Source organism: Ectobacillus soli, from assembly GCF_042610425.1.
Taxonomy (GTDB): Bacteria; Bacillota; Bacilli; order Bacillales; family Bacillaceae_G; genus Ectobacillus.
Map to the genome: position 1 here is coordinate 22,263 of NZ_JBGJZM010000003.1, position 15,854 is coordinate 38,116.

Here is a 15,854-nt window from a genome sequence, read left to right on the forward strand (position 1 = left end):
ACGAAAAATGAAAAAACTAGTAGTGCTACTAATAAGTCTCGGTCTTACTCTTACCGGATGTAGTTCGAGTTTGCAGAAGAATGGACAGACTACGCAACAGTCAACGCAAACGAAGGATAATTCTATCGTTCCGAAATATTCTATTTCGGATCAATATTACAAGACGATTCTCCCTTTTAAAGCTGGAGCAGCGCGGGGATTAGTGTTACAAGGATTAAATACTCGCTTGGATGTGGATGAGTATGAATCAGGTCTTATGCGTATTGCACAAAACACGTTTAATACAAAGGATTACTATTTTCAAGAAGGACAATATTTAGATTCAACGGTCACACAGCAGTTATTACTCCGTAAACGAACTGATTCACAGCAGAAGGATGCCGAGGCTAAGGCGGCGCCAACAAGTGGAAAAAGTAGTAGTATACCGAATATCGGTCTAAACCCAGTCTATGACCCAAATGCAGCAGGCACAACGGATCAAAAAAACACAAAAAGCCCGATCTACCTTGCAAATATTTTAGAACATGATTTTATGACAAAGGATAGTAGTGGAAATGCAAAATTAGGCGGCATTGTCATCGGACTTGCGATGAACAGTGTTTACTATACCAATCTTCCCGATAATGAAGGCGGCTATCCTCGTGAGTATGAGATTCCGCTTCAAGATGCGATTACGCAAGGAAAACAAATGGCACAATCTGTCTTGGATACGTTATATAAAAAAAGTACAGATGCGAAGAATGTTCCAATTACGATTGCAATCTATCGTCAGCAAACAAAATCGTCCCTTGTTCCAGGCAATTATGTTACGTATGTTAATTTAGATAAGGGACAGACGAGAGTAGACGGCTGGAAGGATGTTAACGAGAAATACTATTTGTTCCCATCTACGCAGGCTTCTAACGATGTTAGAGAAGATGCAACAAGACTTTTAAATTTTAAAACGAGTATTTCTGATTATTTTCCAAATAACTTTACAGCTGTTGTTGGAAAAGGGTTTTACAAGGATAATCAGTTGAAGAGTTTGGATTTAGATATTCCCGTTCAATTTAATGGAAAAGCAGAGGTAATAGGATTCACACAATATGTTGCAAGTCTTGTGATGGATCAATTTCCAAACTATATTAAAGTACAAGTGAATATTCATTCCGTTGATAAGCCAGAGGCTATTATCGTTCGTGATGTGAACCAAGATAAACCAACCGTTCAAGTTTTTGATTAAGGATTGGCTGTTTCCTTTGTTTGAGGGAACAGCCTTTTACATATTTTACAATTGAATAGAGGGAAAGTGAGTATGGAGCATCTGAGTATAGAAATCATATTATTCCTTATGGCATTTGGGTTTTTAGCATCATTTATTGATTCGGTTGTCGGGGGAGGCGGACTTATTTCAATTCCCGCTTTGCTTTTTCTTGGATTACCCCCTTCTGCTGCGATTGCAACGAATAAGCTTGCAGCAACAATGGGTTCCTTAACGAGTACGGTGTACTTTATACGCCAAAAGAAGGTAGATATGCGTATTATGAAACGGTTGCTACCGTATACGATAGCCGGAGCTTTTGTCGGTGCTTTGGTTGTACGATTTATATCATCAGAAATATTACGACCACTTGTATTAGTATTACTCGTCATGGTAGCCCTCTACATTTTTATAAAAAAAGATTGGGGATCGACTTCTACCTATCGTGGTTTAACGAAAGGAAAACGAGTTCTGTTTCTAGCCATTATTTTGGCAATCGGTTTCTATGACGGTTTCTTCGGTCCTGGAACGGGTTCTTTTCTTATTTTCGCTTTTTTAATGATTGGGTTTGATTTTATTCATGCGGCTGCGAGTGGTCGTATGTTAAATTTCGCTAGCAATATCACAGCATTGATTACATTTCTATTTTTAGGTGCCATCCATTTTGAATATGGTATAATAATGGGTCTTTCGATGGTTATTGGTGCATTTGCTGGAACGAAATTCGCAGTGAACAAAGGTGTAGGCTATGTACGGATTTTATTTCTTATCGTCACGGTTTTATTAATTGGAAAAAATGTTGTGGAGTATTTTCATTTAATACAATAGTCTTAATGCAGGAGAAAAGGGGAGCTTATGCTGCCCTTTTTTAATTATATGGAGTCGGGTATTTGCTTCCATTTGTTTCCTAACACAGGCGGGGTATATTGCTTCATTTGTTGTAATAGTTCTGCTGCATTATCAGCTGATACCATAAGATCTAAATGGTTAGGATTCATAAATTCTTCCGTTACCGCATGCTTTGTCATGGCAAGTAAAGGGTTGTAGTAGCCTTCGATGTTGTAGAGTCCAATCGGTTTTTTATGAATACCAATTTGAGCCCAGCAAAGCGATTCAAACAGCTCTTCCAGCGTACCATATCCTCCTGGAAGCGCAACAAAGCCATCGGCCATTTCATTCATCGTTGCCTTACGTTCGTGCATATCATTTACTTCGATAAGCTGTGATATATGTGGATGAACCATTTCACCGATAAATAGTCCCTTTGGCATAATTCCAATAACAGTACCCCCAAGATCGAGTACGGTGTTCGCTAGTTCTCCCATTAAGCCTATGCGGGACCCACCATAAATTAATTGTAAGTCTTGCTTAACAATCTCCTCGCCAAGCAGTCTTGCATGCTCTTTATATTGCGAGCGGATTCCTAGATTCGAGCCTGCATATACACAAATATTCTTCATGCTTTCACCCCAGTACATAAATACCATACAGTCGTATCGTACCGCATATTGTTTGGAACGTAAAGAGAATAGCTGACATACCTAAGAAGTGATAATTTCTAGTATGACATAAAGGATTCTATACTATATTGTTTGAATATTAATAATATACAAAATAATGTAAAAATACCGCTATTTTAAAAAAGGAGGCTTTATTCTATGGTAGTAGCTTATAAACATGAGCCGTTTACTGATTTCAAAATAGGTAGCAATAAACTTGCGTTTGAAGAAGGATTACAAAAAGTAAATTCCTATCTTGGTCAGCAATATCCGCTTCGAATTGGTGAGACACAGATTATGACGGATGAAAAAATTGTTTCAAGAAATCCTGCAAATCGAGAAGAAATTATCGGTTATGTTTCTAAAGCAAGCCGGGAGCTGGCTGAGAAGGCGATGAAGGTGGCAGATGAGACATTCCAGACGTGGCGAAAGTCGAAAGCTGATATGCGTGCTGATATTCTATTTCGCGCGGCAGCGATAATTAGAAGAAGAAAGCATGAGTTTTCCGCCCTCTTAGTGAAGGAAGCGGGAAAGCCATGGAATGAAGCGGACGGAGATACTGCGGAGGCAATTGATTTTCTTGAGTACTATGGACGTCAAATGCTCACGATTAAAGATGGTATACAAGTGCAAAGCCGTGCATCTGAGAATAATCGGTTTACCTATATTCCACTTGGAGTGGGTGTGATTATTTCTCCGTGGAATTTTCCACTTGCTATTATGGTTGGAACGACGGTAGCAGCTATAGTGGCTGGGAATACAGTTGTATTAAAACCTGCTAGTGCTACGCCTGTAATTGCTGCAAAATTTGCTGAAGTATTAGAAGAAGCAGGACTTCCAGCAGGCGTTCTCAATTTTTTACCTGGAAGTGGAAGTGATGTAGGAGATTATTTAGTCGATCACCCTCGAACACGCTTTATTAGCTTTACTGGATCGAAAGAGGTGGGATTACGTATTTATGAGCGAGCTTCCAAAGTACATCCTGGTCAGATCTGGTTAAAACGAGTGATTGCTGAGATGGGAGGTAAGGATACGATTATTGTAGATAAAGAAGCTGATTTAGAATTAGCTGCTCGTTCGATTGCGGCTTCATCGTTCGGATTTGCAGGACAGAAATGTTCGGCCTGTTCGCGGGCGATTGTTGTAGAAGATGTGTATGATGTTGTATTAGAACGAACAATTGAGTTAACGAAGGAATGGCAGCTGGGAAATCCGGAAGACAGCAGTATAAATATTGGACCGGTGATTGATCAAAATGCGTACGAAAAAATTATGAGTTATATTCAAGTAGGAAAAGAAGAGGGCACGATAAAGCTAGGAGGAGAGGGAGATAATCAGATAGGATGGTTTATCAAGCCAACGATTATTGCTGATGTTCCAGAAGATGCTCGTGTTATGAAGGAAGAAATTTTCGGACCGGTCGTTGCGTTTTGTAAGGCAACTGATTTTGATCATGCGCTTGCCATCGCAAATAATACGGAATATGGATTAACAGGAGCAGTTATTACAAACAATCGGGCTCATATGGAACAAGCACGTGAAGATTTTTATGTAGGTAATTTATATTTTAACCGAGGTTGTACAGGCGCTATTGTAGGGTATCAGCCGTTTGGAGGTTTTAATATGTCTGGTACAGACTCGAAGGCAGGAGGCCCAGATTACTTGCTTCTTCATATGCAAGGAAAAACGACATCCGAAATGTTATAAAAGGATATGGATAGAAAAAACAGAGAGAAGCATACATTCTCTCTGTTTCGATATTCAATAGGATTTAATGAGTGTAAGATCACTAGCATTTACGTATACGCTACTATATTGCGGATCATCGGATACTAACTCATACATGGTGCCTGCTGGTGTTTGTATCGTATTTTTAATGGCTGCGATGATTTCATGGTTTGTTAAGTAGGCCTTTTGCCCTGCTAGATTTTGCACGAGCTGTACGCCTGCTGAAATCTTACCTAGCTGATAAGAATGAAGGTTGCGATCTCCATACATGCCATCGATTTTATGCATGACAGATGAGATTTCATTTGACCAGTTGCTATCGCTTGCATAATACACATTCATACCCCGTGCTTTATCGCCTAAAAAGTCCCCATTATAGAAGAGAGAATTAGGAGTTAAATAGTTTTTATCAATATACTGTGCACAATAGTCAATGCCTTGTTGCAACGTAGAGAAGGATGCGGCTCCTCCGTATGGATTGTAATCAACTGCTTGGAATCCGAATAGATTGTTTTTATCTTTTGCAATGCTGCTTGTTCCCCATCCTGATTCTATAATCGCATGAGCTAATAGATAGCTTACATTGATATGATATTTATTTGCTGCATCAATAAAGTATTGCCCTGTTCCGACTAGAGGACTGTCTGGACGGTTTGCTTTTATAAATTGATTGAGCTCATCAGCGCTATAGTTAGCTGAAATACGAAGCGGTACGTATTGGAAGTATTGATAGCTATCTTGCCCTCCGATAGAGGTACGATCAAAGGCTTCATATTGTACGCCTTGTATTAATTGAGTCGGTGCATAGCCAACGCCATAGGAATAGTAATTGCTGCTGCTAGCATCGTATAAATTGTAAATGAGATTACTATTGTTTACAGTGTAATACGATGTAGGAGAATGAAGCATGCCAGGGAAGAGCGTTACATCTTGCAAAGTCACATAGCCTTTCATACCATCTAGCGTGACATAGATGAGTGATCCTACTGCTTTTTCAAATTTTAAATCCGTGTTTGCTGCTACGTAGGTAAGTTTTTGGTTAGTTACGCGGTCGTAAATGTTTACAACGCCGTTTGTTCGTACAAAGCCATTTTTCATATCAATAACTTGTCCGTTCCGTGTTACGTAGCTATCTGCTTGAGTAGTAGATAACAAGGTTTCCGCATTCGTTTGGTTGTCTTGTAGGATGGTACTAGTAGATGTGACAACGGCGTAGGAAACGTCTGATGTACTTTGATTTAAATAGCCGGTTGATACGTATGCATACGAGCCATTGTATTGAATTTTGGCCCATCCATTTTCTGAGCTTATTGTTTGGACAGTTTGGCCTTTGTTCAGCTTACCAATGATATTGCCATTAATCGATGGTGTATCCCGCACGTTTAATATGGAAGCCGTTACAGTTGTCGTTTGTTCCTGCGCTAAAGGCTTAATGGATAGCGCGGGAATGTATCCTTCTTTGTTATTAAACGAGATTTTTATCCAATCCCCGCTTTGTTCTATTATTCCGATGCTACTACCTTTGCTTACTGTACCTAGTGAGGTTGAGGAATATGAGGCATTTTCCCGAACGTCTATCTGCGGTACGGTTATCGTTGCTGTAGAAATGACAGCAGGATTTGAACCACCAACTAAGATTGGTGTGCTAGGCGTAGCAGGAGTATCCGCAAGTTTTAAGAAAGCCAAGGAAACAAAAGCATCTTTGCCGTTAAAGGAAATTTTAGCCCATCCGTTACTAGAGCTAAGAACAGAAACGGATTGACCTTGAATCAAAGATCCTACAATACTACTAGAAGTAGAAGCATCCGAGCGAACATTCAAGTGATCGGCATTAACAGTAGCGATCTGTGTTTGAACCGGAGCTGGAACCGGAGTACTCGGAGCCGGCGAATTAGCGGCAGAGTCCGCAAGTTTTAAGAAAGCCAAGGAAACGAAAGCGTCTTTGCCGTTAAAGGAAATTTTAGCCCATCCGTTACTAGAGCTAAGAACAGAAACGGATTGACCTTGAATCAAAGATCCTACAATACTACTAGAAGTAGAAGCATCCGAGCGAACATTCAAGTGATCGGCATTAACAGTAGCGATCTGTGTTTGAACCGGAGCTGGAACCGGAGTACTCGGAGCCGGCGAATTAGCGGCAGAGTCCGCAAGTTTTAAGAAAGCCAAGGAAACGAAAGCGTCTTTGCCGTTAAAGGAAATTTTAGCCCATCCGTTACTAGAGCTAAGAACAGAAACGGATTGACCTTGAATCAAAGATCCTACAATACTACTAGAAGTAGAAGCATCCGAGCGAACATTCAAGTGATCGGCATTAACAGTAGCGATCTGTGTTTGAACCGGAGCTGGAACCGGAGTACTCGGAGCCGGCGAATTAGCGGCAGAGTCCGCAAGTTTTAAGAAAGCCAAGGAAACGAAAGCGTCTTTGCCGTTAAAGGAAATTTTAGCCCATCCGTTACTAGAGCTAAGAACAGAAACGGATTGACCTTGAATCAAAGATCCTACAATACTACTAGAAGTAGAAGCATCCGAGCGAACATTCAAGTGATCGGCATTAACAGTAGCGATCTGTGTTTGAACCGGAGCTGGAGCTGGAACCGGAGTACTCGGGGCCGGCGAATTAGCGGCAGAATCCGCCAGTTTTAAGAAAGCCAAGGAAACAAAAGCATCTTTGCCGTTAAAGGAAATTTTAGCCCATCCGTTACTAGAGCTAAGAACGGAAACAGATTGTCCTTGAACTAAAGATCCTAGAATACTACTAGAAGTAGAAGCGTCCGAGCGAACATTTAATTTATCGGCATTGACGGTAGCTGCCTGCGTTTGAACCGGAGCTGGGGCAGGAGCACTCGGAGCCGGTGAACTAGTAGAAGAATCCGCAAGTTTTAAGAAAGCCAAGGAAACGAAAGCGTCTTTGTCGTTAAAAGAAATTTTAGCCCATCCGTTACTAGAACTAAGAACGGAAACAGATTGTCCTTGAACTAAAGATCCTAGAATACTACTAGAAGTAGAAGCGCTAGAGCGAACATTTAATTTATCAGCATTGACGGTAGCTGCTTGTGTTTGAGCCGGAGCAGGAGCAGGAGTACTCGGAGTCGGTGAACTAGCGGAAGAATCCGCAAGTTTTAAGAAAGCCAAGGAAACGAAAGCGTCTTTGCCGTTAAAAGAAATTTTGGCCCATCCGTTACTAGAGCTAAGAACAGAAACAGATTGACCTTGAATAAGAGATCCTACGATACTACTAGAAGTAGAAGCATCCGAGCGAACATTAAGTTTATCAGCATTGACGGTAGCTGCTTGTGTTTGAGCCGGAGCTGGAGCAGGAGCAGGAGTACTCGGAGCCGGTGAACTAGCGGAAGAATCCGCAAGCTTTAAGAAAGCCAAGGAAACGAAAGCGTCTTTGCCGTTAAAAGAAATTTTAGCCCATCCGTTACTAGAGCTAAGAACGGAAACAGATTGTCCTTGAACTAAAGATCCTAGAATACTACTAGAAGTAGAAGCGCTAGAGCGAACATTTAATTTATCAGCATTGACGGTAGCTGCTTGTGTTTGAGCCGGAGCAGGAGCAGGAGTACTCGGAGTCGGTGAACTAGCGGAAGAATCCGCAAGTTTTAAGAAAGCCAAGGAAACGAAAGCATCTTTGCCGTTAAAGGAAATTTTAGCCCATCCGTTACTAGAGCTAAGAACGGAAACAGATTGTCCTTGAACTAAAGATCCTAGAATACTACTAGAAGTAGAAGCGCTAGAGCGAACATTTAATTTATCAGCATTGACGGTAGCTGCTTGTGTTTGAGCCGGTGCACTCGGAGCCGCTGGGCTAGCAAGTCTAACATAATCGAGCGAAATATAAGCATCCTTGCCGTTAAAGGAAATCTTGGCCCATCCATTGTTTTGATTTACGATAGAAACAGATTGCCCTTGAACGAGCGTGCCGAGAATCGTACTTGTTGTGGATGGTGCTGAGCGAACATTTAAATGTAAGGTGGTAACAATGCCTTGCTGCATGGCTGAATCAGTTGCTGCATATGTGTTTGTGGCTACAACAGCTAAGCCACTTGCGACTAGTGAGCTAACGAGTAGAGTATTTGTTGATGCATTCATTGCAAAAGGATACAAGCCTAGCTTATATCCATTCCCCCCTTTATAAACACAAATTTGAAATGGGTATGAAATAGAATCTGTATGTAGATACATGTATGATTGTAGAACGTAGTAGAAGAAAGAACTATTTTCGTATTTGTTCAATTAAAAAAATAAAAATCACAGAACCCTAATATAATAGGAAAAGAATGTTATCTAAACATGTAAAAGGCAAGGTATATATAATTTTATCTATACCTATCGTAGCATATTATGGAAAATAATTAAATTTATATATTGTGAAAAATATATAAAAAATATATAAAAATAAAAGGAAAAGTATCCTGGCTATTTCTACTAAAGCGCTTTCCGTTTCTGCTAACTTTCCGTTTATATCCTATCTGTGAGTGGTATAATGAATGATGGTGCAACCGTTCTATTTTTTGACTATTCGAACAAAATAACAATAGCAACTTTGTTGTCCCTATGAAAAAACCGACCATTCTTGCTACATGTCTTGCTTGTATACAAGAAAGTCTGGTATCATCAATATTATTGTATAATAGAACGAAATATGTATGGAGGTGTCTGAACGTGTCGAGAATTTCTGTTGATACTGTAAAGCACGTTGCTCATTTAGCACGTCTTACGTTTACTGAAGAAGAGGCTGAAAAGCTATCTAAAGAACTTGATGCTATTATTGGATTTGCTGAGCAATTAAATGAATTAAATACTGACGATGTAAAGCCAACATTCCACGTGTTAGATATGAAAAATGTTATGCGTGAAGATGTACCACAACCAGGATTACCAATTGAAGATGTATTAAAGAATGCACCGGATCATAAAAACAATCAAGTCCGTGTGCCAGCGATTATAGAATAGAGGAGGGGAATGTACTGTGTCATTATTTGACTATTCTGTATCAGAATTACATAAAAAATTACATAGTAAAGAAATTTCTGTTACTGATTTGGTAGATGAGTCGTACAATCGCATTGCCAAGGTAGAGGATAAAGTTAGTTCATTTATCACATTAGATGAAGAAAACGCACGTGCAAAAGCAAAAGAACTTGATGAAAAACTTGGCAAGACTGATGAAAAAGGTCTGCTTTTTGGTATGCCAATAGGTGTGAAGGATAATATCGTGACGAAGAATCTTCGTACGACGTGTGCTAGTAAAATACTAGCAAATTTTGATCCTATTTATGATGCAACTGTTGTACAAAAGCTAACACAAGCTGAAACCATTACAATCGGTAAGCTAAATATGGACGAATTTGCAATGGGTTCTTCCAATGAAAACTCTAGCTTCTTCCCTACGAAGAATCCTTGGAATACTGCCTATGTACCAGGTGGATCTAGCGGTGGTTCTGCTGCTTCTGTTGCAGCTGGAGAAGTATTATTTTCACTTGGATCTGATACAGGTGGTTCAATTCGTCAACCAGCATCTTTCTGCGGAGTAGTTGGATTAAAACCTACATACGGCCGTGTATCACGTTTTGGTCTTGTAGCATTTGCATCTTCACTTGATCAAATTGGTCCGATTACACGTAATGTGGAAGATAATGCATACTTGCTTCAAGCAATTTCTGGCTTAGATCAAAATGATTCTACCTCTGCAAATGTGCCGGTAGGAGATTATGTATCTGCTTTAACAGGAGATGTAAAAGGGCTTCGCATTGCAGTTCCGAAAGAATATCTCGGAGAAGGTGTTGGCGAAGAAGCACGTCAATCTGTTCGAAATGCACTAAAAGTATTAGAAGGACTTGGCGCAACATGGGAAGAAGTATCGCTTCCACATTCTAAATACGCACTTGCAACGTATTACCTACTATCATCATCAGAAGCTTCTGCAAATCTTGCTCGCTTCGACGGAGTGAGATACGGATATCGTACAGACAATGCGACAAACCTATTGGAACTTTACAAAAATACGCGTAGCGAAGGTTTTGGCGATGAAGTAAAACGTCGTATTATGCTTGGTACCTTTGCTCTTAGCTCTGGTTATTATGATGCTTATTATAAACAAGCACAAAAGGCTCGTACATTAATTAAACAAGACTTTGATAATGTATTTGCTAACTATGATGTGATTATCGGACCAACAACACCAACACCTGCATTTAAAGTAGGCGAAATTATTGATGATCCATTAACGATGTATGCAAATGATATTTTAACCATTCCAGTAAACCTTGCAGGTGTTCCAGGAATCTCTGTTCCATGTGGTTTCGCAGAAAATGGTCTGCCACTTGGCTTGCAAATTATCGGTAAATATTTTGACGAGGCAACGATTTATCGCACTGCACATGCATTTGAACAAGCAACTGACTATCATAAGCAAAAACCACAATTATAAGGGAGGCGAAACGAGATGAATTTTGAAACAGTTATTGGTTTAGAAGTCCATGTAGAATTAAAAACAAAAACAAAGATGTTCTCAGCAAGTCCTAATCTCTTCGGTGCGCCCCCAAATACACAAACGAGCGTTATTGATTTAGGCTATCCAGGGGTACTTCCTGTCATTAATAAGGAAGCAGTAGATTTTGGTATGAAGGCTGCCATGGCGTTAAACTGTGAAATTGCAACGGATACGAAATTTGATCGTAAAAACTATTTCTATCCTGATAATCCGAAAGCTTATCAAATCTCACAATTTGATCAGCCAATCGGCGAACACGGCTGGATTGAAATCGAAGTCGGTGGCAACAAAAAACGTATTGGGATTACTCGTATTCACTTAGAAGAAGACGCTGGTAAATTGACTCATGCAGCGGGTAATCATTCCCTTGTCGATTTCAACCGTCAAGGAACACCACTAATTGAAATCGTATCTGAACCAGATATCCGTACACCAGAAGAAGCTTATGCTTATTTGGAAAAATTAAAGTCCATTATTCAATATACAGGTGTATCTGATTGTAAAATGGAAGAAGGATCTCTTCGCTGTGATGCGAATATTTCGATTCGTCCTGTAGGCCAAGAAGAATTCGGTACGAAAACAGAATTGAAAAATTTAAATTCCTTTGCCTTCGTTCAAAAGGGATTAGAGTTTGAAGAAGAACGTCAAGAGCAAGTCTTGCTTTCTGGCGGTATTATTGAACAAGAAACACGTCGCTATGATGAAACAACCAAGTCAACGATTCTTATGCGTGTAAAGGAAGGCTCTGACGACTATCGTTACTTCCCAGAACCAGATTTAGTTGAACTTTCGATTGATGAAGCATGGAAAGAACGTGTTCGTGCAACGATTCCAGAACTTCCAGATGTTCGTAAGAAACGGTATGTCGAAGAACTTGGACTTCCTGAATATGATGCGAAGGTTCTTACGCTTACGAAAGAAATGTCTGATTTCTTTGAAGCAACCGTTACGGAAGGTGCAGATGCGAAGCTTGCTTCTAACTGGTTAATGGGCGAAGTATCTGGTTATATGAATAAGAATCAAAAAGAGCTTCATGATCTTGCATTAACACCAGAAAGCTTAGCAAAAATGATAAAGCTTATTGAAAATGGCACAATTTCTTCGAAGATTGCGAAGAAAGTATTTGCTGAATTGGTGGAAAAAGGCGGAAATCCAGAAGCAATCATTAAGGAAAAAGGTCTTGTTCAAATTTCCGATGAAGCAACGCTTCGAAAATTTGTCACAGATGTTCTAGATAAAAACGAACAATCCATTGAAGACTACAAGAACGGGAAAGACCGTGCAGTTGGCTTCTTAGTTGGACAAATTATGAAAGCAACAAAAGGACAAGCGAATCCGCAGCTTGTAAATAAGATTTTATTAGAAGAAATAAACAAGCGGTAAAAAAAGTCACAAACCATAATATGCATCTTACAAGGGTGAACAGAGGGAGAAATATCTCTTTTCTGTTCACCCTTTTTGACTAATCAAACGTTTAATTAACTTCCTTGTAGTTGCAAAATTGCTTTGATAATGATAAATGTATGTATAAAGGATCTTTTTTCTAAATTAAGGGTGATGAAGAAAATGAAACGTGCACGAGTAATTTATAACCCAACTTCAGGACGAGAATTATTTAAACGGTATTTGCCAGATGTCCTTCACAAATTAGAACAAGCAGGTTATGAAACATCTTGTCATGCTACAACGGGTGAAGGAGATGCAACCAAAGCTGCTAGGGAAGCTGCAAAGCGTGGCTTTGATGTTGTCATTGCAGCAGGCGGAGATGGTACATTAAATGAAGTTGTAAATGGACTAGTGGGACCAGGAAAACGTCCGAAATTTGGAATTCTTCCAGTAGGAACAACAAATGATTTTGCTAGAGCCATTGGCGTATCCCGTTCCATTGAAGAAGCAACCGATATCATATGTCAAGGACATTCCATCCCCCTTGATATTGGACGTGCAAATGATAAATACTTTATCAATATTGCGGGTGGAGGACGAATTACGGAAGTAACATATGAAGTGCCAAGTAAGCTTAAAACAATGCTTGGGCAGCTTGCTTATTATTTAAAGGGAATTGAGATGCTTCCGTCTCTACATCCTACATACGTTGAAATTGAATATGATGGCAAGGTGCTCTGCGAAGAAATTACACTCTTCTTAATTACGAATACAAACTCAGTCGGAGGATTCGAAAAACTCGCCCCAGAAGCTTCCATTAATGACGGGATGTTTGATTTACTTATATTAAAAAAAGGAACACTTGCAGATCTCATTAAAGCGGCTTCACAAGCAGTTCGCGGTGAGCATCTGAACAATCCACAAATTCTTTATACACAGGCGAACCGTATAAAAGTAAATACACCAGATAAATTAATGATTAATTTAGACGGTGAATACGGAGGCGATACGCCAATGGAATTTGAGAATTTGTATCATTATTTGGATGTATTTATCCCGCGTGAAGTAAAGACGTAAAGTGAAAAGGGATTGTCACAAGACGTATGCGTCTTTGTGACAATCCCTTTTCACTTTATTTATTCTCTTGTATGTTTTCTGTAAATTGATTCATGGTCATAATAGGAGTAATATCGAATCGGTTAATAACATATTTCTCATTGGGCTCGCCTTTTTCAATAAATTTCCCTTTTTTCGTAGTTACAGCATAGTCATAATATTTCTTAGTAAGTTCTACGATATTGTCATTATAATATCCAACTGGATAAGCGATAGCAATAACTGGTTTTCCTGTTACTTGGGCAATTCTATCCTTTGATTCTCGTAGCTCCTGTTCCGCATTTGGTACATAAGGTAAATTTGCATGATTGACTGTATGGGATTGAATTGAGAATACGCCAGAGTCAGACATCATTTTTATTTCGTCCGTTGATAAGTATCCAGGTTTCCCAAAGAATCCGGGTAACACATAAGCAGTCGCTGTAGGTTGAAAATGATCATCCTTCAGCTTTTGAAAAATGTAAAATGCATTTAAATTGTCTTTCATACCGTCATCAAATGTGACAAAAATAGGCTTGTTAACTTTGTTAATATCATTCCATCGTTCGAATGTTAGCAACGTATATCCATTTTCTTTTAAATATTTCATTTGTGCTTCAAAGGCACTAGGTGAAACGAATAACCCTCTAATTCCTTGTCCGTGATATTCATCAATCCCGTGATACATTAAAAAAGGAACACTTTGCTGAAAAATTATAGCTGAATGTACGAGAGGAATTTTAGTACCATCAGATGTAACGCCAGTTGCTTCAATCTGATATTCGCCTCGTTTCCAATCAAACGACTCCAAAGAGAAAGGCAAAGCAAATTGATTAGCAGTATCTTTAGAAGAAAAAACTTTCCCGCTACCTTCGCCGTCTGCTACGCGCCAAATTCGATATTGTACTTCTGAAAAGGAATCCCGTAATTGTTTTGTATAGATAGTGGTTTGTTTCGATTCGTAATTAATAGAGTCCCAGGTTATAAGTCCTTGTGAAGTGGGAATAGGATTACTTACCTGCTTCGCAACCGCCTTAGGAGCAGAAGCAATTGAATGAATCGCTGATGAACAGCCAGTGGTAATAACAGAGGCAAGAAGCAGTACAGACACATATTTCATTATCATTTTATTCTTCATCCCTTTATATATAATTCCACTTGTCATCATACCACCCTATACCAAACAATAAATAAAGTTTGCAAGATCATTATATTTTCTTAAAAAATTTACATTCGATTTACAATGAAATAGGAAATAGAATGGGTAGGTTTTGCTATTATTCTTGTATCACATTGATAAAACGATTCATCGACATGGTTGGTGTAATATAGATCCGTTCTATTAAGTAGCGTTCATTCGGTAATCCTTTTTGAATAAACTGTCCATCATCTGATGTGACGGCAAAATCATAATAATTTTTTGCAATCCCGACGACTTTATCATTATATACACCAGTGGGATAGGAGAGAGAAACAACTGCCTTTCCCGTTACATCTGAAATTTTTCTAGAGGAATCTTGAAGTTCTTGTTCAAGATTGGGTACTTTTGTTAGAAAGTCATGCGTATCGGAATGAGATCCAAACGAGATAATCCCTGAGTCAGACATCGACTTTATATCATTTGCAGATAGGTATCCATCCTTATCAATTAAGGCAGAAATAACATAAAAAGTTGCTGCAGGTTGAAAGGAAGCATCCTTTAGTTTTTTCAGTACGTTATATGCATTTAGGTTATCCTTCATTCCATCATCAAAAGTAAGGAAAATAGGTTTGTTTACGCGGTTTCGTTCACTCCATCGTTCAAAGGTAAGCAGAGTGTATCCGTTATCTTTTAAGTACTGCACATGCGATTCGAATTGAGCAGGTGGAACAAATAAGCTTTTAAATCCCACCCCGCGGTAGTCATCAATGCCGTGATACATTAACATTGGAATTTTCTGCTCAAATGTGATCGTAGAATAAGCGAGTGGTGTATTCGAACCATCTGCTTTTACACCTACTGTTTGAATTTGATATTCCCCGCGTTTGTAGTCAAATATTTGCAAAGAAAAAGGGAGTGAAAAGTGATTAGAAGTATCTTTAGATGAAAAATGACGAGCGCTACTTGGACCATCTGCGATACGCCAAATCATGTATTGCACTTCTGTAAAGGTATCTTGGAGATTTTTCATATAGAGTGTCGTTTGTGTTGATTTGTAAGTAATAGCATCCCATGTAATGAGACCTTGCGCGGATGGAGTAGTTGCTTTTTTTACAACAGGTGTTTGTGTAGGGACTTCGCTAGTTGCGTGTTTTGATTGCTGAGATGTGAAGGAGCATCCGGTAAGTGATAAGAGTGTAAGTAGGAGAACTAGTGCATATTTCATTCGCTTCATTCCTTTGTTTGAAATTGATTTCAATATACCAT

11 protein-coding genes are annotated in these 15,854 nt (G+C 39.2%); 7 read left to right on the forward strand and 4 right to left on the reverse strand.

Features of this window, described 5'->3' with window-relative positions; genetic code table 11:
* The first annotated feature begins 7 nt into the window (after window positions 1-7).
* Together ACAN53_RS14700 and ACAN53_RS14705 are read left to right on the forward strand one after the other, a co-directional pair.
* Window positions 8-1,222: a CamS family sex pheromone protein gene (locus ACAN53_RS14700; protein WP_379970903.1), complete on the forward strand. Its 1,215-nt coding sequence runs from the start codon at window positions 8-10 to the stop codon at window positions 1,220-1,222.
* Window positions 1,223-1,294: 72 nt separating this feature from the next.
* On the forward strand, window positions 1,295-2,068 hold the full coding sequence (locus tag ACAN53_RS14705; protein ID WP_379970904.1) for a TSUP family transporter: 774 nt from the start codon (window positions 1,295-1,297) through the stop codon (window positions 2,066-2,068).
* Window positions 2,069-2,112: 44 nt separating this feature from the next.
* On the opposite strand, the gene ACAN53_RS14710 is transcribed toward ACAN53_RS14705, so the two are convergent.
* Window positions 2,113-2,700, reverse strand: a complete 588-nt coding sequence (locus ACAN53_RS14710; protein WP_379970905.1) for an LOG family protein — start codon at window positions 2,698-2,700, stop codon at window positions 2,113-2,115.
* A 198-nt stretch (window positions 2,701-2,898) separates the two neighbouring features.
* Here ACAN53_RS14710 and pruA point away from each other — a divergent pair, with 198 nt between their 5' ends.
* Window positions 2,899-4,446 (forward strand): L-glutamate gamma-semialdehyde dehydrogenase, encoded by a 1,548-nt coding sequence (pruA, locus tag ACAN53_RS14715; RefSeq protein WP_379970906.1) that lies wholly within the window; start codon window positions 2,899-2,901, stop codon window positions 4,444-4,446.
* A 54-nt stretch (window positions 4,447-4,500) separates the two neighbouring features.
* Here pruA and ACAN53_RS14720 read toward each other — a convergent pair whose 3' ends face one another.
* A complete protein-coding gene (locus ACAN53_RS14720) occupies window positions 4,501-8,577 on the reverse strand; it encodes an SH3 domain-containing protein (RefSeq protein WP_379970907.1) in 4,077 nt (1,358 codons plus the stop codon).
* 558 nt (window positions 8,578-9,135) lie between these two features.
* On the opposite strand from ACAN53_RS14720, the gene gatC reads away from it, so the two are divergent.
* From gatC to ACAN53_RS14740, 4 genes are all read left to right on the forward strand, one after another.
* Complete coding sequence (gene gatC / locus ACAN53_RS14725) at window positions 9,136-9,426, forward strand: Asp-tRNA(Asn)/Glu-tRNA(Gln) amidotransferase subunit GatC (protein ID WP_379970908.1); 291 nt, start codon at window positions 9,136-9,138, stop codon at window positions 9,424-9,426.
* A 16-nt stretch (window positions 9,427-9,442) separates the two neighbouring features.
* A complete protein-coding gene (gene gatA, locus ACAN53_RS14730; RefSeq protein ID WP_379970910.1) occupies window positions 9,443-10,903 on the forward strand; it encodes an Asp-tRNA(Asn)/Glu-tRNA(Gln) amidotransferase subunit GatA in 1,461 nt (486 codons plus the stop codon).
* A 15-nt stretch (window positions 10,904-10,918) separates the two neighbouring features.
* Entirely contained in the window at window positions 10,919-12,349 is a 1,431-nt protein-coding gene (gene gatB, locus ACAN53_RS14735) for an Asp-tRNA(Asn)/Glu-tRNA(Gln) amidotransferase subunit GatB (RefSeq protein ID WP_379970911.1), read from the forward strand.
* Window positions 12,350-12,532: 183 nt separating this feature from the next.
* Window positions 12,533-13,429 carry a diacylglycerol kinase gene (locus ACAN53_RS14740; RefSeq protein ID WP_379970912.1) on the forward strand — a complete coding sequence of 299 codons (897 nt, stop codon included), beginning with the start codon at window positions 12,533-12,535 and terminating at the stop codon, window positions 13,427-13,429.
* 55 nt (window positions 13,430-13,484) lie between these two features.
* Here the strand turns inward: ACAN53_RS14740 and ACAN53_RS14745 are convergent, their stop codons facing one another.
* Together ACAN53_RS14745 and ACAN53_RS14750 are read right to left on the reverse strand one after the other, a co-directional pair.
* On the reverse strand, window positions 13,485-14,573 hold the full coding sequence (locus ACAN53_RS14745; protein WP_379970913.1) for a polysaccharide deacetylase family protein: 1,089 nt from the start codon (window positions 14,571-14,573) through the stop codon (window positions 13,485-13,487).
* A gap of 151 nt (window positions 14,574-14,724) precedes the next feature.
* Window positions 14,725-15,813: a polysaccharide deacetylase family protein gene (locus tag ACAN53_RS14750; protein ID WP_379970914.1), complete on the reverse strand. Its 1,089-nt coding sequence runs from the start codon at window positions 15,811-15,813 to the stop codon at window positions 14,725-14,727.
* Between the last annotated feature and the right edge of the window lie 41 nt (window positions 15,814-15,854).

Coding starts and splice junctions, on each gene's coding strand:
- ACAN53_RS14700 (WP_379970903.1), top strand. CDS start 8: ATGAAAAAACTAGTAGTGCTACTAATAAGTCTCGGTCTTACTCTTACC.
- ACAN53_RS14705 (WP_379970904.1), top strand. CDS start 1,295: ATGGAGCATCTGAGTATAGAAATCATATTATTCCTTATGGCATTTGGG.
- ACAN53_RS14710 (WP_379970905.1), bottom strand. CDS start 2,700: ATGAAGAATATTTGTGTATATGCAGGCTCGAATCTAGGAATCCGCTCG.
- pruA (WP_379970906.1), top strand. CDS start 2,899: ATGGTAGTAGCTTATAAACATGAGCCGTTTACTGATTTCAAAATAGGT.
- gatB (WP_379970911.1), top strand. CDS start 10,919: ATGAATTTTGAAACAGTTATTGGTTTAGAAGTCCATGTAGAATTAAAA.
- ACAN53_RS14740 (WP_379970912.1), top strand. CDS start 12,533: ATGAAACGTGCACGAGTAATTTATAACCCAACTTCAGGACGAGAATTA.
- ACAN53_RS14745 (WP_379970913.1), bottom strand. CDS start 14,573: ATGATAATGAAATATGTGTCTGTACTGCTTCTTGCCTCTGTTATTACC.
- ACAN53_RS14750 (WP_379970914.1), bottom strand. CDS start 15,813: ATGAAATATGCACTAGTTCTCCTACTTACACTCTTATCACTTACCGGA.